This window comes from Dyella japonica DSM 16301, assembly GCF_001010355.1.
In the GTDB taxonomy this organism is placed as follows: Bacteria; Pseudomonadota; Gammaproteobacteria; order Xanthomonadales; family Rhodanobacteraceae; genus Dyella; species Dyella japonica.
Window position 1 is genome coordinate 62,233 of sequence record NZ_JPLA01000024.1, and the last position, 21,390, is coordinate 83,622.

A 21,390-nucleotide genomic window follows, 5' to 3' on the forward strand; every position below is an offset into this window, starting at 1 on the left:
GCTCCATCATCCGGTCATGTCGCTCCCATGAACTCTCTGTCATGTTCGCTCCATGTCGCCTGAGCAATGCCACACCGACACCGAGGCGTGCGCGCAGCAGATCGCCGAGCGGATCGGCCCGGATCTGCGCGTAGCCGCGCCGCTGGGGCTGGGCAAGCCGCATGAGCTGCTCAATGCGCTGTACCGGTTGACCAAGTCCGATACCTCCCGCTCGCTGGCCCTCTATACGGCCTTGTCGCTGACGCGCCCGCATCCGGCGCCCGGGTTGGAGGCGCGTTTCGTGGGGCCGTTCGCGGAGCGTCATTTCGGCGCGGATGCGGTGGACCCCGAGTATGCGGTAGACCAGGCGCGCAACCAGTTACCGTCCAACGTGGCGGTGCACGAGTTCTACATGCAGTCGGGTGCGCTGATGCATGCGGGCGGGGCGCAGCGCAACTACATCAGTCAGAACTACACGCATGTGGCGCGCGACCTGGCTGTGCAGGACATCAATCTGCTGGTGCAGCTGGTGGCCCGGCGCGAGACGCCCGAGGGCGTGCGCTACAGCCTGTCCTGCAATCCGGATCTGACCTTCGACTTCATCGATCGGGTGGTGCAGTCGGGCAAGCCGCGACCCTTGTGCGTGGCCGTGGTGCATCCGGATCTGCCCTACATCACCGGGCATGCGGAAGTGCAGCGCGATTACTTCGATGTCGAACTGCACACCGCGACGGCGCCGCCCTTGTTTGCGGTGCCGCGCCAGCCGATCGACCTGGTGGAGTACGCGCTGGGCATCCACGCCAGTGCGCTGGTGCGCGACGGCGGCTGCCTGCAGATCGGCATTGGCGCCCTGTCCGATGCGCTGGTCTATGGCCTGCGCTGGCGGCAGGAAGACAACACGCAATGGCGACGTGCCCTGGTGGCGCTCGATCCGCGCGGCGGCACGCATGCACTGGCGGCGCGCATGGGTGGCCTCGCACCGCTGCGCGCGGGTCTGTACGGCGCCAGCGAAATGGTGATGGATGGCTTCATGCACCTGCAGCGCGCAGGCATCCTCAAGCGTCGCGCCTGGGACAACATGGCGATGGAGCGTGCCGCCGCCTGCGGCCGGCTTTCACCCGAAACGCCCGGTGGCCATTATCTGCGCGGCGCCTTTTTTCTCGGCACGCGCGAGCTCTATCGCTGGTTGGCCGAACTGGATGCGAGCGATCCGGATGCGTTGGACATGTGCCGCGTCTCCAACGTCAACCAGCTTTACGGCGACCACCAGATGCTCGCCTCGCTGCAGCGGCGCGGCGCGCGTTTCTTCAATACCTGCATGATGGCGACCCTGCTGGGCTCGGCGGTGTCCGACGGCCTGGAAGACGGCGAGGTGGTCAGTGGCGTCGGCGGGCAATACAACTTTGTGGCGATGGCGCATGAGCTGGCCGATGGCCGCTCCATCCTGCTGCTGCGTTCCACCCGGCAGGGACGTGGCGGCGTGGAAACCAATATCCGCTGGAACTACGGGCACACCACGATCCCGCGTCATCTGCGCGATCTGTTCGTCACCGAATACGGCGTGGCCGACCTGCGCGGCAAGACGGACAGCGAGTGCATCGAGGCCATGCTTTCCATCACCGACGCGCGCTTCATCGATGCCTTGTGTGCGGAGGCGAAATCGCACGGCAAACTCGCAGCGGATTTCCAGGTGCCCGAGCGTTGGCGCGACAACCGGCCCGAGGTGCTGAAGGAGGCGCTGGCGCCGTGGCAGTCGAAAAACCTGCTGCCGCCGTTTCCATTCGGCAGTGATTTCACCGAGGTGGAGCAACGCCTGCTGCCGGCCTTGCAGTGGCTGAAGCTGCGCGGCAGCACCTGGCGTGGCAAGGTCGAGATTCTTCGCGCGGCCATGGCGCCGGGAGCGCCGGTCGGTGGCGAGGATGAAGCGCTCGATCGCATGGGGCTGGCTCGTCCTGGCCGTTTCGCCGATCGCCTGCAGCAACGTCTGCTCAAGGCCGCCCTGCGCAGGACGGCCTGAGTTTCCCGCTCAGTGCATCAGCAGCGACAGACCCTGTTCGCGCAGGGCCGGCAGGTTGAGCAGATGCAGACCCTGGCGATCGGCGCGCACGCATCCACGCTCGCGCAGGCGACCGAGCAAGCGGCTCACCGTTTCAGTGGTCAGGCGCAGATGGTTGCCGATATCCGCGCGCGACATCGGCAGCGGCAGATAGTCCGCCGGCAGGCCGAGCATGACGCGGCGGTCGCGCAGGTCGACCAGGAAGGCGGCAAAGCGCTCCTCCGCCATGTAGTTGCCGCTGGTCAGCTGCAGGCGGGAGATGCGCTGGCTGGCCGACTGCACCAGATGCCACGGCACTTCCGGCTGCAGGCTCGCCATATGGCGCACGGCGGGGTAGGGAAAGCGGCAGAACTGTGTCTTGCCCAGCGCCACCACGGCGTTGTCGTGCACCTCGCGCTCCATCGCGTCCAGTCCGATCATTTCGCCGGGCAGATGGAAGGCCAGCACCTGCTCGCGGCCGGCCACATCCACCGCCACGGTCTTGGCCATGCCGGTCTGCACGGCGTAGAGCGCACGGAACGGCGACATCGGGCGATACAGGTATTCGCCGGTGCGCAGCGGCCCGATGCGTTCAGCTATATGACGCAATCCTGACAGCTCCGGACGGTCGTAACCGCTGGCCTGGCAGACGGCGGCGTGGCCGCAGCCGGCGCAGGAGGGTGAAGGAGCCATGCGCTGGGCACCGTCCTGGCGATGAGTCTGAAGCATGGGAAGGCACTCCTTTGTCGTGCTTGGGGCAGGGCTTCATGATCCTCGTTCAAGTCATAGGAGTGGTTCCAATGCGCGGTTTTGCCGCATCGCAGCCACCCGTGTGACGCTTGCTAGGGAGCACCCAGCCGTTCGGGTATCCTTTGCGTGTTGCCGCCCCCGAACCATGACCTGCTTATGAGCGACCCGACTTCCCTCCCGCGTCACGCCCAGTCCGCCTCGCGCCGCCCCAGCGTCGGCGTCAAGATCGGCAAGATCACGGTGGGCGGCGGTGCACCCATCGTGGTGCAGTCGATGACCAACACCGATACGGAAGACCCGGCCAGCACCGCCAAGCAGATCGCCGAGCTGGCGCGCGCCGGTTCGGAACTGGTGCGCATCACGGTGAATACACCGGCCGCGGCGGCTGCCGTGCCGCGCATCCGCGACAAGCTGGCCATGATGGGCGTGGACGTGCCGATCATCGGCGACTTCCACTACAACGGTCATCAGTTGCTGGAAGCGGAGCCGGCCTGCGCTGAAGCGCTGGCGAAGTACCGCATCAATCCGGGCAACGTGGGTTTCGGCAAGAAGAAAGACAGCCAGTTCGCTTCGATCATCGAGATGGCATTGCGTTACGAGAAGCCCGTGCGCATCGGCGCCAACTGGGGTTCGCTCGACCAGAGCATGGTGGCCATGCTGATGGACGAAAACCATCAGCGCGCCCAGCCCTGGGATGCCTCGCACGTGGCGCGCGAAGCGCTGATCCGCTCGGCGCTCGACTCGGCCAAGCGCGCCGAGGAGATCGGCCTGGCGCGCGATCGCATCATCCTGTCGTGCAAGGTGTCGGGCGTGCAGGAGTTGATCGCGGTGTATCGCGATATCGCCGAACGTTGTGACTACGCCTTGCACCTGGGTCTGACCGAAGCCGGGATGGGCTCCAAGGGCATCACCGCCTCTTCGGCGGCGCTCGCGGTGCTGCTGCAGGAAGGTATCGGCGACACCATCCGTATTTCGCTCACGCCTGAGCCCGGCGCCTCGCGCACGGGCGAGGTCATCGTGGCGCAGGAGCTGTTGCAGACCATGGGTCTGCGCGCCTTCACGCCACTGGTCACCGCGTGCCCCGGCTGCGGCCGCACCACCAGCGAGTTCTTCCAGGTGCTGGCGCGCACCGTGCAGGATCACGTGCGCGAGCAGATGCCGCTGTGGCGCGTGAAATACGACGGCGTGGAAAACCTCACGCTGGCGGTGATGGGCTGCGTGGTGAATGGTCCGGGCGAATCCAAGCACGCCAATATCGGCATTTCGCTGCCGGGCAATGGCGAGGCGCCATCGGCGCCGGTGTTCATCGACGGCCAGAAGGCCATGACCCTGCGCGGCGATCACATCGCCAGCGAGTTCATCGGCATCCTCGACAACTACGTCGCCAGCAAATACGCCAGCCGCGCCGGCTGAGTCAGCCATGGCGGCGGGCACCAGCGAGGCGCTAATACTCGATGCCTGGCACGCCAACGCGCAGGCGTGGGAGCGTGCCGTCCGCGAAGGGCGCATCGCCAGTCGCAAGCTGGTCACCGACCAGGCCATCGTGGAGGCGGTGCGGTCGCGTTCGCCGCGCACAGTGATCGACCTTGGCTGCGGCGAAGGCTGGCTGGCGCGGACGCTGGCCAGCGACGGCGTGCAGGTGTTGGGGGTGGATGCCATTCCCGCGCTGGTCGAAGCGGCGCAGGCGCAGGGTGGCGGCGACTTCCGCGTGATCTCCTATGACGACGTGGCCGCGGGTGCGCTGACCGAGCGCGCGGACGTGGTCGTGTGCAATTTCTCCCTGCTGGGCGGCGCCTCGGTCGACGCGCTGCTGGGCGCCGTGCCCGCGCTGCTGGAGCCGGGTGGCGTGCTGCTGATCCAGACCCTGCATCCGCTGATGGCCGAGGTAGGGCCCTATGCCGATGGCTGGCGCGAAGGCTCCTGGGTGGGCTGCGGCGACGGCTTCGAGCAGCCGGCGCCCTGGTATTTCCGCACCCTGGGCAGCTGGGTGGCGACCCTGGAGGCGGCCGGGTTGACCCTGCTTGGCCTACAGGAACCCATTCATCCTCACACCGGACGGCCCGCGTCCGCTATCTTCTTGGCAGGGGCACGTCAGGGGGACGGGGATGAACAGGCATCGCGCCGTAGCGTTTCGCGCCACCGTACAGAATGATCACCAGCGGCCGTGGCTGGTGCCGCTGCCGTTTGATCCGGTCAGCCAATGGTCGACACCTGCCAGGCCGCTATGGAAATGCGGCCACGGGCATCGCGTGCGCGGCAGCGTCAATGGACGCGATTTCCGCGGCGCCGTGGTTGAGCGCTCGGGTACCTTCTGGCTGCAGCTGGAGGAATCCTATGCGGCCCTGGTCGGCCTGGTCGCCGGCCAGTTCGTCGATGTGCTGATCGAGCCCGAGGATGCCTGAGTAGTGTGCGCCGTGCGGCAACTCGGCAGACACCGGGACGGTATGCTCGGGCCGGTGGAGCGCGCGCCGACGATACGGTAGCGGCTCGTGCAGGAGTGGCAGTGACGGTCAAGCCTCAAGTTCGCATCGTTGCCATCTATGTCTCGGTGGCCTTGTTGTGGGTGCTCTTTTCGGACCGCCTGCTGTTGTCGCTCAACTTCGACGAGCGCACCCTCAGCCTGTTGCACACCCTCAAGGGCAGCCTCTACGTGCTGGTGACGGGGGCGCTGCTGTATTGGCTGATCGGGCGCACCGTGCGCCGCATGGATCGACTCAACCACCAGCTGTTCAGCGGCAACGAGCAGTCGCTGCGCGCCCTGGTGTCGGCGATGGACGTGCGCCACAAGGAGACGCGCGATCATTCCGAACGGGTCATGCGCATGACCGTCGCGCTGGCCCGGCGCGCCGGGCTCGACGGCGATGCGCTCCGGCATGTGCGCTTCGGGGCCTTGCTGCACGACATCGGCAAGCTCGCGCTGCCCGACGCGGTACTGATCAAGCCCGGTCCGCTGACCCCGGAAGAAATCACCCTGATGCGCACGCATACGGTGCTGGGGCGGGACCTGCTGATGCGTACCGCTTTCCTGCGGCCTGCGATCGATATCCCCTATGCGCATCACGAACGCTGGGATGGCACCGGTTATCCGCGTGGCCTGCGCGGCGAAGACATTCCGCTGGCCGCGCGCATCTTCAGTGTCGTGGATGTGTGGGATGCCTTAAGTTTCCCGCGCGTGTACAAGCCAGCGTGGCCGGAGCCGGAAGTGATCGACTACCTGCGCAATGCGGCGGGCGGCCAGCTGGACCCCAGCATCGTGGGGCTATTCCTGGATCACTACGACGAGCTCAAGGCGATCGGCCTGGAGCAGCTGCAGCTGGACTGAGGCAGGGCGCGGCGGTCATGATGGCCACGTTACACTGACACGGACGCCCGGGATGGGCTGGACAGGGGAAGTTATGTTGCCGGATCTTTCGACGCTGCCCGCGTTCGCAGCGTATTTTGGTTTGGGTGTGCTTTTTCTCGTGGTGTTCTGCACCGTCCATATCTGGCTGACGCCGCAGCGCGAGATCGCGCTGATCCGCCACGGCAACCAGGCCGCGGCGATCAGTCTGGGCGGTGCGTTGATCGGTTTCGTGCTGCCCCTGGCCAGCGCCATGGCGCACAGCGTGAGCCTGATCGATCTGGCGCTGTGGGGACTGGTGGCGCTGATCGTGCAGTGGCTCGCCCACCAGGCCATCCATCTGCTGATCCGCAACCTCGCCACGCAGATCGAGCAAGACAATCGCGCCGTTGCCATCTTTGCGGCCGTGGTCGCCATCGCCGTCGGCCTGGTCAACGCCGCAGCGATGACCTGGTGACCGGCCATGAGCGACTTCGACAAGAACGATCCCTTGCGTGGACTTCGTGTGGGCGTGAAGCCGCCGCAACGTCCCGACGCGACGTTCCGTTCCCTGCCTGCGCGTGAGCAGAAGCGCTCGCTGGCCGTGCCCTTGATCGCGCTTGGCAGCGCCACCCTGGTCGGCTTGTCCGTGCTGGGACATGGCCAGGATGTGCAGCGCAATCGTTATGGCAGCTACGAAGACTGCGTGCACGACTATTCCACCGGGCAGTGCGAGATGGATACGTCGGTCAGCGGCACGGGCGGCCTGCATTACTACGGCCCGTGGTATCGCAGCGGCGGAGCTGGTGGTGCACAGGACCCGGGGCCGGGGCGGATGCGCAGTTCGCCGGGCAGTGCCGCGTCCTTCAGCGCGCCATCGAGCGTGGAGCTTGGCTCTCGCGGCGGCTTCGGCTCGTCGGGGCGCGTTTCGGCGCGGGCGAGCTGATCGATGCGGCGGGAATCATCTGTACCGCGCGGTGATTGGCGGCAGCGACTGGAGTCGCTGGGTTTTGGATTTCATACCATCGACGGCCAGCCGTACTGGCGCGAAGACGTGCACTACGTCTACGAGGCCGATGAAGTCGACGAGATCGAGGCCGCCACCAACGAGCTGCACGCGCTCTGCCTGGAGGCGGTCGATCGCGTGGTGCGCACGGGGCGTTATGCGGAACTGGGCCTGGATGATCGCGCCGCAACGCTGATCGAACGCAGCTGGTGGGATCGCGAGCCGGCGCTGTACGGGCGCATGGACCTGTCCTATGACGGCAACTCGCCGCCGCACCTGCTCGAATACAACGCCGACACGCCGACCGCACTGTTCGAGGCCTCGGTCGCCCAGTGGTACTGGCTGGAGGATGTTGCTGGCGATGCCGACCAGTTCAACTCCATCCATGAAGCGCTGGTGGAGCGCTGGGGTGCGTTGCCCAAAGCGTCCCACGTGCACTTTGCCGCGTGTTACGACAGCGCCGAGGATGCGCTGACCTGCGATTACCTGATCGACACCTGCATGCAGGCGGGCCATCGCACCACCGCGCTGGATATCGAGCAGATCGGCTGGTCGGGCACGGATTTCATCGATCTGGACAACGCACCCATCGAGCGCCTGTTCAAGCTTTACCCGTGGGAATGGATGCTGGCCGAGCCGTTTGCCGAGCACTTGCCGCAAAGGCGCCTGCGCTGGTTCGAGCCGGCCTGGAAGATGGTGTTGTCGAACAAGGCGATCCTGCCGCTGCTGTGGGAATACTTTCCCCGTCATCCGAACCTGCTGCCCGCCAGTCGTCGCCGCGCGGATATCGAAGGCACCGTGGTGCGCAAGCCGTACTGGGGCAGGGAAGGCGCCGGCGTGGTGGTGCTGGGTCGTGACGAGACCGGCGGGCCTACCGACGAGCCCTGCATCTACCAGGCGTTTGCGCCGCTGCCGGTGTTCGATGGGCGGCACGCGCTGGTGGGCTCATGGGTGGTTGGTGATTGCGCCGTGGGCATGGGCATGCGCGAGGATGTCGACGCCATCACGCGCAACACCAGCTGCTTCGTGCCGCATCTGTTTCGTTGAGCGCCAGCGATTTTTCTCGACAGGCTGAGCAGTCGCGTCAGCCCGCGGCAGCCTGATCGGTCAACTGCGCCAGCGCGGTGAACGGGGCCCAGCTGCCGGGCTGTCCCGGCAGATGCGACAGCTGGGCCACGGTGCGCAGGAATTGGGCGCGGGGGTATTCCACCGCGCCCAGCTGCATCAGGTGGCTATTGGTCACCTGGGCGTCGATCCACGGGAAATCCCAGGTACGCAGCAGTTTCGCCAGGGCGATCAGGGCCAGGCGCGAACCGCCGCTTTCGCGGCTGAACATCGATTCGCCGCAGAACAGCCGGCCCACGGCGATACCGTAGATGCCGCCCACCAGGCGGTCGTGTTCCCATACTTCCACGCTGTGCGCGTGTCCCATCTCGTGCAGGCGCACATACGCCTCGATCATCGGCGTCACGATCCAGGTGCCGCTCTGGCCCGGGCGGGGCGCGGCGCAGGCTTCCACCACGTCGCGAAACGCATGATCCACGGTGACCCGCCAGTCCACCTGCGCCAGCCGGCGTCGAAGGGTGCGGTTGGGCAGCAGGGTGCTGGTATGGAACACGCAGCGCGGATCGGGCGACCACCACAGCAGTGGCTCGTCTTCGTTGAACCACGGGAAGATGCCCTGCGCGTAAGCGGCCAGCAGCCGCCGGGGCGACAGGTCGCCGCCGAACGCCAGCAGGCCGTTCGGATCGTTCAATGCCTTGCGCGGATCAGGAAAGTGTTCGGGCCTGGTCGCGTCGAGCAGGGGCAGTCGAATCATGGGGCGTGGGTCGGAGCGATTCGGGATCTCTGGTACATGCTACCGGCATGAGCTTGCGGTTAGCATGCCTCACTTTCACAACTCCAGGGATCGGGCATGCGTCGTCGTTTTTGCTGGTGGATGGTCTGTCTCGCACCCGCGGCGATGGGGTCGCCGGCGGCTCTCGATCACGCCGTGTCGACCAAGATCGACAGCGACGTTCAGGCTGTACTGCAACGCACGGGCACGCCCGGCGCCACCATCGCGATCTACCGCGATGGTGAGGTCCTCTACCGCCATGCCTATGGCCTGAGCGATCTCGAGCGCAAAACGCCCGCCACGGTGTCGACGCACTACGAAATCGGCTCGATCACCAAGCAGTTCACCGCCGCGGCAGTGCTTCAGCTGCAGGAGGCGGGCAAGCTCGACATCAACGCCACGCTGGCGACCTATCTGCCGGATGCGCCGCACGCGAAGGAAGTGACGCTGAAGCAGCTGCTGTCGCACACCAGCGGCATGCCGGAGTATCTGGATGGGCCCGACGTCGAGCAGTGGGCCGTCAAACCGGCGACCTTCGATCAGATCATGGCGCGCATCAAGGACAAGCCGCTGGATTTTCCGCCGGGCAGCCGCTGGTCCTATTCCAACAGTGGTTACGCATTGTTGGGGCGGGTGATCGAGGTCACCTCGAAGGAATCGTACGAACACTATGTGAAGTCGCATCTGCTGGCCGCCGCCGGCATGACTCACACGTATACCGTTGCCGATGAAGCGCAGCTTGCCGGCATGGCCAAGGGCTACCGGCATACGGATGGCAAGCTTGAGCCGGCGCCCACCATCCATGACACGGTCGGCTGGGCGGCGGGCAATCTGGTATCCACCGTCGATGAGTTGGAGCGTTGGAACGTGGCGCTGCGCAGTGGAAAGATCGTGCGTCCCGCCGACTACGCGCTGATGTCGACGCCGGTGCCTGGCAGCACGGACTACGGCCTGGGCCTGTTCATCGATACGCTGGATGAGCAGCCGCGCATCGGCCACACCGGAGGCTCGTTCGGCTTCACCACGTCCAATCAGTATTTCCCGAAGCAGGGCCTGCAAGTCATCGCGTTCACCAATGTGGGCGACAATCCCGAGCCGGGCCAGATGCTGGTCACTGCCACGTTCGAGGCGTTGTATCCGCAGATTGCCGCGTCGGCACGCAAGCCTGCGGCCGGGGAAGAAGCTGCGACGACGGCGGCGGTACGCAAGGCATTCAGTCAGCTGCAGCAGGGCGCGCAGGACACTTCGGCGTTCGGCGACAAGCTGAAGGCGAAGCTGGCCGCCGGTCTGTCCGGGCGCATGGCCAAGCAGCTGTCGCCGTTCGGCGAACCGTCGTCCTTCATCTTCAAGGGGCAGCGCCACGACAAGGACGGCAACTGGAGCGACTACCGGATCGATTTCGGCCCCGGCAACAGCCTTCCGTTCGGGGTGAGGCTGGATGCCGACGGCAAGGTGGTCGGCATCTCCATCGGCTAGGGACTCAGGCGTCCGGGAGATGTGCGTAGGGGCTGTGCTGCATCAGCTCCTGCGCATAGTCGTCCATGCCTTCGGCTTCGTGTTGCAGCGCCTGGCGCACCGCATCGCGAAAACTCTGGTTGACCAGATAGTGCCGCGACTGCGTGCGCACCGGCAGGAAGCCGCGGGCAAGTTTGTGCTCGCCTTGCGCGCCGGGTTCGAAGCGCTGCAGGCCGCGACGGATCGCGTGCTCGATGCCCTGGTAGTAGCACAGCTCGAAATGCAGGCCCGGCACCTCGACTTCCGCGCCCCAGTAGCGGCCATACAGCGTGTCGCTGCTTTGCAGGAACAACGCCATCGCCACGATGCGCTCGCCGTGGCGCGCCAGCGCGAGTTGCGCGGCATCGCCCAGCGTTTCGCGCAAGCCAAGGAACATCGCCAGCGTCAGCGCGGCGTGGTTGCCCTTGGCGTCGAAGGTCGATTCGTAAAGCGCATGGATATGCCGCCACTCCTCGACGCTTAGTGAGCCCCCGCTGCGCATCTCGATGACCAGGCCGCTGCGCGCCACGTGCGTGCGTTCCTGGCGGATGTTCTTCCGCTTCTTGTGATTGAGCGCGGCGAGGAACTGGGCGAAGTCCGCATAACCATGGTTGTGCCAATGGAACTGCACATCGGAACGGATCAGCCAGGGACTCTCGAACGCCGCCAGTTCGTCCTCGCGCAAAAAGTTGGCATGTACGGAGGAGAGGTTCATGCGCTCGGCGAAGCTGCGCATGGCGGTGGTTAGGGCCTGTTGTCGTTCTGCCGTGCGTGCGTCATTGCCGGCCAGCAGGCGCGGCCCGGGCACGGGCGAGTAGGGCACGGCATTGAGCAGCTTGGGATAGTAGTCGCCGCCCGCGCGTTCCCAGGCGCTGGCCCAGCTCCAGTCGAACACGAATTCACCGTGCGAGTTGCCCTTCAGGTACAGCGGCGCGGCGGCAACGAGCGTGCCGTCTTCATACAGTCCGAGGTGATGCGCCTGCCAACCCCAGTCGGGGCGGATGCAGCCGGTGCGCTCGAGCAGCGCGAGGAAGGCATGCGAGACAAACGGATTGTCGTCGGCTCGAAGCGCATCCCAGGCGTCGGAGGGGATGTGTTCGATGCTGTCGTGGAAGCGGGCTTCGATCACGGCGTTCCAAAGAGGTACTGCAAAGACAGCGTCATCCTGACGTTACCTCAGTCTTCCATTCCGTCATTCCGGCGCAGGCNNGCGCCGGAATGACGAGCAAAGAAAAATCAGCTCGCCGGACCCTGCTGATCCAGCCAACGCTCCGCATCCAGCGCGGCCATGCAACCAAAGCCCGCCGAGGTTACTGCCTGGCGATACACATGGTCGGCCACGTCGCCGGCCGCAAACACGCCCTGCACCGAAGTCATCGTGGCCATGCCGCCCAGGCCGCTGCGGATCTTGATGTAGCCGTCGTGCATGTCCAGCTGGCCGTCGAAGATGCCCGTGTTGGGCGTGTGGCCGATGGCGACGAAGAAGCCGGTGGCTGCGATGTCGCGCGTCTCGCCGGTGTTCACGTCCTTGACGCGCACGCCAGTGACGCCGGAGTCGTCACCCAGCACTTCGTCCACGCTGTGGTTCCACACCAGTTCGATCTTGCCGGCGGCCGCCTTGTCGAACAGCTTGTCCTGCATGATCTTCTCGGCGCGCAGCTTGTCGCGGCGGTGCACCAGGTAGACCTTGCTGCAGATGTTGGACAGGTACAGGGCTTCTTCGACAGCGGTATTGCCGCCGCCGATGACGACCACTTCCTGCTCGCGGAAGAAGAAACCGTCGCAGGTCGCGCAGGCCGACACGCCGCGTCCCTTGAACTTCTCCTCGCTGGCGATACCCAGGTACTTGGCCGTGGCGCCCGTGGTGATAATCAGCGCATCGCAGGTGTACTCGCCCGAGTCGCCCTTCAAGCGGAACGGGCGCTGCTTCAGGTCCACGCTGTGGATATGGTCGAACACCATCTGCGTCTCGAAGCGCTCGGCGTGCTGCGCCATGCGATGCATCAGCTCCGGACCCTGCACGCCCTTGTCGTCGCCCGGCCAGTTGTCCACCTCGGTGGTGGTCATCAGCTGGCCGCCCTGCTGCAGGCCGGTGATCATCATCGGCTTGAGGTTGGCGCGGGCAGCGTAGACGGCGGCGGTGTAACCGGCGGGGCCGCTGCCCAGGATCAGCAGGCGGCTGTGCTTGGTGGGTGCGTTCATGCGTTCCTTCTATCCGCCGTGGCTGGCGGTGATGTTCGTGAATGGTGAGGGCAGGGGTGGCGTCTTCGGAACCATGCTCGGGCGCATGGTGGTCAGGCGATCCACACCATATATGGGCTGTTGGCTGGTTTTCAGCAGGTTGGGCTGTATCTCGTTGACTTTGCTGCAACTGCGCAAAGGTGGTCTGCTCGCGCGGCGTCGCTGGAATGTGAAAACGGCCTGCCCATCTTGGTTATAATCCTTCGGGTTTGCTGGCTGCTTGCATCCGTCATTCGCTCCACCCCTTTCGGCGGTTTCCTACCCGCCGGCAAGGCACGAACGGAGACGAGGCGTCCGAACCCGGAAGGATGGGGAAGACGCCGGGACGATTCAAGACTGCCGGCCTCGAGGTTTGCCGGGCCGGGTGCGGCCTGGCGTCGTTGCCACCTAGCTTTCCCACAGGATCCACTCCCCATGCGTATTGGTATTCCCTCCGAAACCAAGACCCTCGAAGGTCGTGTTGCCCTCATCCCCGCCGCCGCTGCCGACCTGGTCCGCCGTGGCCACGAGGTGTTCATCCAGGCCGGCGCGGGCGAAAAGAGCGGCTTCTCCGACGAGGCCTATGCCAAGGTCGGCGTGAAGATCGCCGCCGACGCCGCTGCCCTGTACGAGGCGGGCGAGCTGATCGTGAAGGTGAAGGAGCCGGTCGCCGGCGACCTCGCCCTGCTCAAGAAGCATCACCTGCTGTTCTGCTACCTGCACCTGGCCGCCGAGCCGGCGCTGACCAAGAGCCTGCTGGACATCGGCCTGACCGGCGTCGCGTTCGAGTCGGTGGAAGAAAACGGCGGCCTGCCGCTGCTGCTGCCGATGTCGGTCATTGCCGGCCGCATCGCCACCCAGATCGGTACCACGCTGCTGCATCGTCCGCAGGGCGGCAAGGGCAAGCTGCTGGGCGGCATGGCCTCCACCCCGCGTGGCAAGGTCGTGGTGCTGGGCGCCGGCGCTGCCGGTGGCAACGCCGCCGCGCTGGCCGCCGCTGCCGGCGCCAACGTGGTGGTGTTCGACAAGCGCCAGGATCGCCTGGCCGAAATGATGGCCATGGGCCCGAACGTCACTGCGCTGTACGCCTATGAGTCCTCGGTGGCCGAAGAAGTCGCCACGGCCGACCTGGTGGTCGGCGCCGTGCTGATCCCCAGCGCCAAGGCGCCGCGCGTGGTCACCGAAGAGATGGTCAAGACCATGGAGAAGGGCAGCGTGCTGGTGGATATCTCCATCGACCAGGGCGGCTGCTTCGAGACCTCGCGTCCGACCACCTGGAAGGAACCGACCTATGACGTGCACGGTGTAACCCACTTCTGCGTCACGAATATGCCCGGTGCCGTGCCGCAGACCTCGTCGGTGGCGATTTCTGCCGCTATCCTGCCGTATGTGCAGCGTCTGGCCGCCGGCAACGAATGGCGTCAGTTCGAACCGCTGCGCGGGGGCATCAACGTCGACGGCGGCGAGCTGGTTCATCCGGCGCTCAAGGGCATGATCTAAGGTCTTGCCTGCCGTTTAGGCGGATGTTGTACCGTCCGGCCGCCTCGTTGGCGGCCGGACTCACGCTTGAAGACAGGATAAGGATCACGGTGCCGCGTACCGCGAACGTCAAGAAGGACAAGCAGGCGCGCGAAGGCCTCAGTGAAGAACTGAAGCGCCGTCTGCGCGAAGCCGGGGCGCTGCTGCTGCTGCCGCTGGCGCTGTATCTATTGGTCTGCCTGTTCAGCTACAACGACCAGGACCCCAGCTGGGGGCATGCGGGCAGCGCCGAGCATGCGCGTAACTTCGGCGGCGAGATTGGCGCGAACATCGCCAATGTGCTGCGTTACATCTTCGGTCTGGTCTCCTATTTCTTCCCGTTGCTGCTGCTCTTCCTGGGCGTGCAGGTGCTGCGCCATCGCGGCGAGCGCACCGTGCAGCCGTGGGAGCCGTCGCTGCGCCTGATCGGTTCGGTGTTCTTCTTCATCACCGCGCCGGCGCTGCTCTATCTCAATTTCAACGATGAGCCGATCCTGCCGCAGGGCGTGGGCGGCATCATCGGCATGTGGGTGGGTCGCGGCCTGCTGCATGCGCTGGGCGACAAGGGTGCGCCGCTGCTGTTGCTGGCGATGTTCCTGATCGCCGTGACGCTGGCCACCGGCCTGTCGTGGTTCAAGGTCGCCGACATGACCGGTCAGGGCGTGCTGCGCCTGGCTGGCTGGTTCGGCGGCAAGCTGCGCGAGGCGCCCGAAGTGCTGGCCGCCCGCCAGGCGCGCGCCGAGCGCGAAGTGGTCAAGAAGACCGAGGCCGTGAAGCAGGCCAAGCGCGAGCCGGTACGCATCGAGACCGCGCCCGTGCCGGTGGTGAAGAGCGAGCGCGCCAAGCTGGAAACGCAGATCCCGCTGTTCACTGGCGCCTCGGCGCCGGGCGAGCTGCCGCCGCTGTCGTTGCTGGACGAGGCGCCGGAGCAGGGTCCGGGTTATTCGGAAGAGACACTCGAGGTGCTGTCGCGCCAAGTCGAGCTCAAGCTCAAGGATTTCCGCATCGAAGCCAAGGTCATGGGTGTCTATCCGGGCCCGGTGATCACCCGCTTCGAGCTGGAGCCCGCCGCCGGCGTTCGCGGTTCGCAGGTGTCGAGCCTGGACAAGGACATCGCCCGAGGCCTCTCGGTGGTCAGCGTGCGCGTGGTCGACGTGATCCCGGGCAAGAACGTGATTGGCCTGGAAATTCCCAACGCCAAGAAGCAGATCGTCTATCTTTCCGAGATCCTGCGTTCGGACAAATACGATGCGATGAAGTCGCCGCTGGCGCTCGCGCTGGGCAAGGACATCGCCGGCCGCCCGGTGGTGGCCGATCTGGCCAAGATGCCGCATCTGCTGGTGGCCGGCACCACGGGTTCGGGTAAATCCGTTGCGGTCAACGCCATGGTGTTGAGCCTGCTGTACAAGGCCAGCGCGAAAGACGTTCGCATGATCATGATCGACCCGAAGATGCTGGAGCTCTCGGTTTACGAGGGCATCCCGCATCTGCTCGCGCCGGTCGTGACCGACATGAAGGAAGCCGCCAACGCGTTGCGCTGGTGCGTGGCCGAGATGGAGCGCCGCTACAAGCTCATGGCTGCGGTCGGCGTGCGCAATCTCGCCGGCTTCAACAAGAAGGTGAGGGACGCCGAGAACGCCGGTCAGCCGCTGCTCGATCCGCTGTTCCGCCCGAACCCCGAGATGCCCAATCTGGCGGCCGAGCCGCTTGAGCCGCTGCCGTACATCGTGATCATCATCGACGAGTTCGCCGACATGATGATGATCGTCGGCAAGAAGGTCGAAGAACTGATCGCGCGCCTGGCGCAGAAGGCGCGTGCGGCCGGCGTGCACCTGGTGCTGGCCACGCAGCGTCCCTCGGTGGATGTGATCACCGGCCTGATCAAGGCCAATATCCCCACCCGCATCGCCTTCCAGGTGTCGAGCAAGATCGACTCGCGCACGATCCTGGATCAAAGCGGCGCCGAGGCGCTGCTCGGCCACGGCGACATGCTTTACCTGCCGCCCGGCACGGCCACGCCTGAGCGTGTGCATGGCGCCTTCGTGGACGATCACGAAGTGCATGGCGTGGTGAACTGGCTGCGTTCGCAGGGTGCGCCGCAATACATCGAGGGCGTGCTGGAAGAGGTGCAGGCCACCTCCGACGGCAAGTTCATCAACGACTCCGGCCTGCCGCAGGAAGGCGAAGAGGGTGGCGATGCCGACGCACAGCTGTACGATCGCGCCGTGCGCATCGTGACCGAGACGCGCCGCGCATCGATCTCCGGCGTGCAGCGTCACCTGCGCATCGGCTACAACCGCGCCGCCCGCCTGATCGAGCAGATGGAGCAGGACGGCGTGGTAAGCGCGCCCCAGCACAATGGCAACCGCGAAGTGCTGGCGCCTCCGCCGCCGAAGAATTGAGTTTCTGCGTGCTGTCTTTTTGCTCGTCATCCCTGCGAAAGCAGGGATCCAGTGACTTTAAAGGCGCACGGCCCGTTCGAAAGGCACTGGATTCCTGCTTGACCAGCCTTCGGCTGTTGAGGACCGCCTCGCAGGAATGACGATGAGGGAGTCTTGATCGCCTTCGTTAAGCCGTGCTCGCCCACTATTCGCATTCCAGCATCACCCACAAGGCACCCATGAAACGCCTGCTTCTTATCGCCGCCACCGCCGTCGCGCTCTCCATCAGCAGCCTGGCCATGGCCGCCGGCGCCGCCCGCGCCAAGCTCGACGCCTTCGCCGGCGACCTGCACTCGCTCACCGGCAAGTTCTCGCAGACGCTGAAAGATGCGAACGGCAACAGCGGCAAGGCCAGCAACGGCACGCTCGCGCTGCAGGCGCCGCGCCAGTTCCGCTGGGAGACGCTGGCCCCTTCGAAACAAACCATCGTCGCCGACGGCAGCCGCGTATGGCTGTACGACCCGGATCTGGAGCAGGTCACGGTGCGCGTGCAGAGTTCCGAGGAATCGCATAGCCCGCTGACCGTGCTCACCGACGTGAAGCAGATGGACAAGGACTTCAACGTGGCCGAACAGGGCGACCACGATGGCCTCAGCTGGTTGCGCCTCACCTCCAAGGCCAAGGATCCGCAGTTCGACTACGCCGACCTGGGATTCGACGCGAATGGCCTGGCGCGCATGATTTTTCGTGACCAGCTGGGCGCCGTCACGGATATTCGTTTCTCGGGCTGGCAGCGCAACGTGCCGATCCCGCCGGAAACCTTCAACTTCGTGCCGCCGCCGGGTGCCGATGTGATCGGCGACCTGCCGGTGATCCAGACGCAACCCATCAAGAACTGAGCGCGCCATGCTGCGCCAGCTCCCGCGCTGGGCATGGGTGGGCGGCGGCCTGCTCGCGCTCGGTGCGGGCTGCATCAACGTGGTTGGCTATCTGTGTTTCCGTCACCAGCCGATCACCCATCTCACCGGCACCAGCACGGAATTCGGCCTGGCGCTGGCTCGTGGCGATGCGGGCGAGATAGCGCATTGGGGCTTGGTGATACTGGCGTTCCTGCTGGGCGCCATGCTCAGTGGATTTATCGTGCAACAGGGTGCACTGCGGCTCGGCCGGCGCTACGGCGTGGTGCTGATGCTGGAGTCCGCGTTGCTGTTTGCCGCCACGCCCTTGATCCATGGCGGTCACGATCTGGGGCTGTACCTGGCCTCGGCGGCGTGCGGACTGCAGAACGCCATGGTCAGCACCTATAGCGGCGCCACGGTGCGCACCACGCACCTCTCAGGCATCTTCACCGACCTGGGCATCTATCTCGGCCATCGCTTGCGCGGGCTCGAGGTCGACTCGCTGCGCATCAATATTTGCCTGCTGGTGGCGAGTCATTTCATCGTGGGCGCGACGCTAGGCGCGCTCGGCTTCATGCTTTGGCAGGAGCGCGTGCTGCTGGCACCGGCAACGCTCACCGGTGTGGTGGGCCTGGGCTATGCCATCTACCGGCATCGGCACTTCGACTGACGCTTGAGTGTCGTGTGTCTATTACTGCGCCGCCACGACCCGATTGCGTCCGCTGTTCTTGGCCTCGTACAGCGCGCCATCGGCGCGGGACAGCCACTGCGATAGCGTCTCGCCGGCCTGGTAGGCGGCCACGCCGATGCTCACGGTGACTTCGATGGGCTGTCCTTCATAGACCAGCGGCTGATCTGCGACGGCGGCGCGGATGCGTTCGGCGATCACCAGGCCTTGCTCAAGCGTGCTTTCCGACAGGCAGGCCACCAGCTCTTCGCCGCCGTAGCGACCCACGCAATCGCTGTCGCGGCATTGCTGCTGCATGATTTGACTCACGTGGCGGATCACCGCGTCGCCGGCCAGATGGCCATGGGTGTCGTTGATGCGCTTGAAGCGGTCCAGATCCAGCAGCGCGATGCAGGCGCTGCCATCGCTGGTTTGCGCGCGCATCTCTTCGACCAGCTCCAGCAGGCGCCGACGATTGCACACGCCGGTCAAGGCATCCGTATTGGCCAGCTCGTCCAGCCGTTTGTTGGCCACCACCAGGTCGCGCGTGCGCAGCTCGATCTGGTGCTGCAGCTGCTTGGCCTGGCGGCGCAGGTACATGGTGCGCAGCTGGATCACGCCGAAGATGGCGGCCAGCGCCAGCAGTCCGGCTGCGACCATGGCCGATACCGTTTCGTACCAGCGCGGCTCGGCGCTGACGTCGACGGTGGACTCGATCGTTCGCGGCTGCATGCCGTGCGTCTGCGCGCGCAGGCGCAGCTTGTAGTCGCCGTGGGGCAGGTTGGTGTAGATGGCGGTGGGCAGGCCGCCGCGCGGAATGTCGATCCAGCTTTCGTCGAAGCCTTCCATCCGATAGCTGTAGCTGGTTTCGGCGGGCGCCTCGTAGTCCAGCAGCGCAAAGTCCACGCGCAGGCTGCGATTGCGCGAACGGATCTTCAGCGATTCGCCAGCGCGCGGCAGTCGCCCATACGACAGCGGCACACCGTTGACGGCGGCATGGGTGATCGCCAGCGGCGGGTCGGGCTGATCGGATGGCTGCCATTCCGGACGGACCACGGTGAGTCCGCCCAGTCCTCCGAACAGCAGTTCGCCGCCGGGTGCGCGCGCCGCCGCCGCGTAGATGTAGCTGGAGATGCGCAGGCCGTCGCGCACGCCCAGGTTGTGCACGGCGTGCGTATTGCCGTCGATCATCGCCAGTCCGTTGGACAGGCTGACCCAGGGATTGCTGAGGTCGTCCGGCTGCACGGCGTTGATGTTTTCGCTGGGCAGTCCATTGGCCGCGCCTATGGTGGTGAAGCGATAGGGTTCGCCGGGGCTGTGTGGCTGCAGCATGGCCAGGCCGCCATAGGTGCCGATCCACAGGCCGCCCTGCGGATCCATCGCAATCGAACTGGCCAGGTTGTTGGGCAGGCTGGTGTTGTCGCCGGGGCGATTGAGCAGGTTCTCGAAACCCTTGTTCTGCGTGGTGCTGGTGGCGATGCTGATGCCGCGGCCGGTGACGTACCACAGGTCCGCGCCGATGCGCGCGATGCGTCGCACCGTGTCGCTGGCCAGGCTGGTCGGGTCGTTGGCGTCGTGGCTGAAATGGGTGAGTGCGTGTGTTCGCGTGTCGTAACGATAAACACCGTCGTACGTGGCGATCAGCAGCCGCTGGCCGTCCGGCAGCAGGTGCAGCACGGGTTTGTCGTCCAGCTCGGGGACGGCAGAACCGACGATGGCCAGCGTATTGGGATCGACGCGCGCCAGGCCCTGCGTACCCACCCAGATGGTGCCATCGGGCATTTCGGCAAACGCCTGCACATCGCGGCGCGTCTGCACGCCGCCCAGTTCGAGATGACGAATGCTGGCGCCGGACAGGTCGATCACGTCCACGCGCCCCGCGCTCATGCCCAGCCACACGCGCTGCCGGCTATCGACAAAAATGCCGCGCACATTGGTGTTGGCCAGCGAGCGGTGGTCGCTGGTAGAGGGCAGCAAGGCGAACGCTTTGCGGGCGTTAGGGTCGTAGCGCGCCACGCCCAGATCGGTCGCCACCCATACGTTGCCGGTGCTGTCCTGCAGGAGTCCGCGTACGGAGTCGCCGGGCAGCGACGAAGGCATCGCGGTGTCGTGGGCGACCGCGTGCAAGCTATGCGTGGCCACGTCATACGACAGCACGCCGCCGCCATCGGTGGCCATCCACAGGACGTCGCCGGCCAGCTCGGTGAAGGCGCGCACGGTCGCGCGGCGCGAGTGATCGTGCTGATAACCGCTGAAACCCGGAATCGCATGCCATTGGCCGGTCTCGTCGCGATATACCGCGCCCGATTGCGTGCTGCCGACCCACAGGCGTCCCTCGCGATCCTCCAGCAGTGACCAAATGCCGTCGTTCAATACCACGTCGATGCCGCTGGTGTCGGTCGGACGCTCAGGGCGTTTGAACGCGGTTTCTCCCTTGCGACGGACAAACAATCCATTGGTGTTGCCGACCCACAGATTGCCGGCGCGATCCTGCAGCACGCTGAAACTGCGCGGGGCCATGCCCTCGCTCAGCGGCACCGGGGCGATGCGGTTGTTGCGCAGGTCCAGATAGTCGATGCCGTGTTCCGTCACGATCCAGATGCCGCGCGTGCCATCGGGCGACATCGCGTAGATCTTGCGGTCGCTGGTGCCGCCCTTGCCCACGGGATAGGTGTGGAAGGTGTTGTCGAGCGGATTGAAGCGACTCAGGCCGCCGGCATTGGTGCCCACCAGCAGGCTGCCGTCGGGCAGGGTGAGCAGGCAGCGCACATAGGCGTCGGGGATATCGGTCTTGCTGCCACCGTTGCCGGTGAACACCTGCATGCGATAACCGTCGTAGCGCACCAGGCCGGACAGCGTGCCGATCCAGATCAGGCCGCGCTTGTCCTGTTCGATGGTGGTGGTGATCGAGTGCGGCAGCCCGTCGCTTACCCCCAGGCGATCGAACCAGGGGATGTCGAACGGAGCCCACGGGTCGCCGTCGCGCGCCACGCCCAGGGACGGCAGGACCAGCAGGCAGAGCAGGGCAAACGCACGCAGCAGCCTGCCGCGCCGGATCGCGGGCAACCAGGTGCTACGGCCGACATCCTGCTTGCTAGCTCGCCCCGTCCCTTGCGCCACGTGCCGACTCCGTCCCGTCGTGTGGGGCACATGATAGCCATGGCGACAGGCGCCGTAGGGGTGGAGTCAGGGTATTTCCGACACCGTTTGCGTAAAAGCCGACGCCACGGGCGGGCGACGGCGGATGAAATTGTCTAACAGGCGGCCCGCCGTCTAGCATCCCGA

General features: G+C 65.7%; 19 protein-coding genes. 14 read left to right on the forward strand and 5 right to left on the reverse strand.

Going from position 1 to position 21,390, the window contains the following annotated elements; all coding sequences use genetic code 11:
* Positions 1-52: 52 nt before the first annotated feature.
* Positions 53-1,996 carry an acetyl-CoA hydrolase/transferase C-terminal domain-containing protein gene (locus Y882_RS09475; RefSeq protein WP_046971667.1) on the forward strand — a complete coding sequence of 648 codons (1,944 nt, stop codon included), beginning with the start codon at positions 53-55 and terminating at the stop codon, positions 1,994-1,996.
* 9 nt (positions 1,997-2,005) lie between these two features.
* Here the strand turns inward: Y882_RS09475 and Y882_RS09480 are convergent, their stop codons facing one another.
* Entirely contained in the window at positions 2,006-2,743 is a 738-nt protein-coding gene (locus tag Y882_RS09480) for a Crp/Fnr family transcriptional regulator (protein ID WP_052949849.1), read from the reverse strand.
* 177 nt (positions 2,744-2,920) lie between these two features.
* On the opposite strand from Y882_RS09480, the gene ispG reads away from it, so the two are divergent.
* The 7 genes from ispG (at position 2,921) to Y882_RS09510 (ending at position 8,136) form a co-directional block, all read left to right on the forward strand.
* The gene (gene ispG, locus Y882_RS09485; RefSeq protein ID WP_046971668.1) at positions 2,921-4,177 is read left to right on the forward strand and encodes a flavodoxin-dependent (E)-4-hydroxy-3-methylbut-2-enyl-diphosphate synthase; all 1,257 of its coding nucleotides are present in this window, start codon (positions 2,921-2,923) and stop codon (positions 4,175-4,177) included.
* A 7-nt stretch (positions 4,178-4,184) separates the two neighbouring features.
* Positions 4,185-4,916 (forward strand): class I SAM-dependent methyltransferase, encoded by a 732-nt coding sequence (locus tag Y882_RS09490; protein WP_046971669.1) that lies wholly within the window; start codon positions 4,185-4,187, stop codon positions 4,914-4,916.
* Entirely contained in the window at positions 4,870-5,166 is a 297-nt protein-coding gene (locus Y882_RS19300) for a DUF1905 domain-containing protein (RefSeq protein ID WP_082121039.1), read from the forward strand. Before Y882_RS09490 ends, Y882_RS19300 begins: the two co-directional genes overlap by 47 nt.
* Positions 5,167-5,267: 101 nt before the next feature.
* Complete coding sequence (locus Y882_RS09495; protein WP_046971670.1) at positions 5,268-6,086, forward strand: HD-GYP domain-containing protein; 819 nt, start codon at positions 5,268-5,270, stop codon at positions 6,084-6,086.
* Positions 6,087-6,159: 73 nt separating this feature from the next.
* The gene (locus Y882_RS09500; RefSeq protein WP_046971671.1) at positions 6,160-6,561 is read left to right on the forward strand and encodes a DUF350 domain-containing protein; all 402 of its coding nucleotides are present in this window, start codon (positions 6,160-6,162) and stop codon (positions 6,559-6,561) included.
* A 6-nt stretch (positions 6,562-6,567) separates the two neighbouring features.
* Positions 6,568-7,029 carry a hypothetical protein gene (locus tag Y882_RS09505; protein WP_046971672.1) on the forward strand — a complete coding sequence of 154 codons (462 nt, stop codon included), beginning with the start codon at positions 6,568-6,570 and terminating at the stop codon, positions 7,027-7,029.
* 3 nt (positions 7,030-7,032) lie between these two features.
* Positions 7,033-8,136, forward strand: a complete 1,104-nt coding sequence (locus Y882_RS09510) for a glutathionylspermidine synthase family protein (RefSeq protein WP_046971673.1) — start codon at positions 7,033-7,035, stop codon at positions 8,134-8,136.
* A 37-nt stretch (positions 8,137-8,173) separates the two neighbouring features.
* On the opposite strand, the gene aat is transcribed toward Y882_RS09510, so the two are convergent.
* A complete protein-coding gene (aat, locus tag Y882_RS09515; RefSeq protein ID WP_046971674.1) occupies positions 8,174-8,908 on the reverse strand; it encodes a leucyl/phenylalanyl-tRNA--protein transferase in 735 nt (244 codons plus the stop codon).
* 96 nt (positions 8,909-9,004) lie between these two features.
* On the opposite strand from aat, the gene Y882_RS09520 reads away from it, so the two are divergent.
* Positions 9,005-10,402, forward strand: coding sequence for a serine hydrolase domain-containing protein (locus tag Y882_RS09520; RefSeq protein ID WP_082121040.1), 1,398 nt, complete (start codon positions 9,005-9,007; stop codon positions 10,400-10,402).
* A 4-nt stretch (positions 10,403-10,406) separates the two neighbouring features.
* Here the strand turns inward: Y882_RS09520 and Y882_RS09525 are convergent, their stop codons facing one another.
* Both Y882_RS09525 and trxB read right to left on the reverse strand, forming a co-directional pair.
* Positions 10,407-11,549, reverse strand: a complete 1,143-nt coding sequence (locus tag Y882_RS09525; protein WP_046971676.1) for a GNAT family N-acetyltransferase — start codon at positions 11,547-11,549, stop codon at positions 10,407-10,409.
* A 107-nt stretch (positions 11,550-11,656) separates the two neighbouring features.
* A complete protein-coding gene (gene trxB / locus Y882_RS09530; RefSeq protein ID WP_046971677.1) occupies positions 11,657-12,622 on the reverse strand; it encodes a thioredoxin-disulfide reductase in 966 nt (321 codons plus the stop codon).
* Between trxB and Y882_RS20010 the strand changes: the two genes are divergently transcribed.
* The 5 genes from Y882_RS20010 (at position 12,621) to Y882_RS09550 (ending at position 18,108) form a co-directional block, all read left to right on the forward strand.
* The gene (locus tag Y882_RS20010; protein ID WP_156171384.1) at positions 12,621-12,860 is read left to right on the forward strand and encodes a hypothetical protein; all 240 of its coding nucleotides are present in this window, start codon (positions 12,621-12,623) and stop codon (positions 12,858-12,860) included. The genes trxB and Y882_RS20010 overlap by 2 nt on opposite strands.
* Positions 12,861-13,075: 215 nt before the next feature.
* Positions 13,076-14,140, forward strand: coding sequence for an alanine dehydrogenase (ald, locus tag Y882_RS09535; RefSeq protein WP_046971678.1), 1,065 nt, complete (start codon positions 13,076-13,078; stop codon positions 14,138-14,140).
* An 89-nt stretch (positions 14,141-14,229) separates the two neighbouring features.
* Positions 14,230-16,560, forward strand: a complete 2,331-nt coding sequence (locus tag Y882_RS09540) for a DNA translocase FtsK (protein ID WP_046971679.1) — start codon at positions 14,230-14,232, stop codon at positions 16,558-16,560.
* A gap of 218 nt (positions 16,561-16,778) precedes the next feature.
* Positions 16,779-17,438 (forward strand): outer membrane lipoprotein periplasmic chaperone LolA, encoded by a 660-nt coding sequence (gene lolA / locus Y882_RS09545; RefSeq protein WP_046971739.1) that lies wholly within the window; start codon positions 16,779-16,781, stop codon positions 17,436-17,438.
* Positions 17,439-17,445: 7 nt separating this feature from the next.
* Positions 17,446-18,108 (forward strand): YoaK family protein, encoded by a 663-nt coding sequence (locus tag Y882_RS09550; protein WP_046971680.1) that lies wholly within the window; start codon positions 17,446-17,448, stop codon positions 18,106-18,108.
* 21 nt (positions 18,109-18,129) lie between these two features.
* Here the strand turns inward: Y882_RS09550 and Y882_RS09555 are convergent, their stop codons facing one another.
* Positions 18,130-21,225, reverse strand: coding sequence for a ligand-binding sensor domain-containing diguanylate cyclase (locus tag Y882_RS09555; protein WP_244466310.1), 3,096 nt, complete (start codon positions 21,223-21,225; stop codon positions 18,130-18,132).
* Positions 21,226-21,390 lie beyond the last annotated feature (165 nt).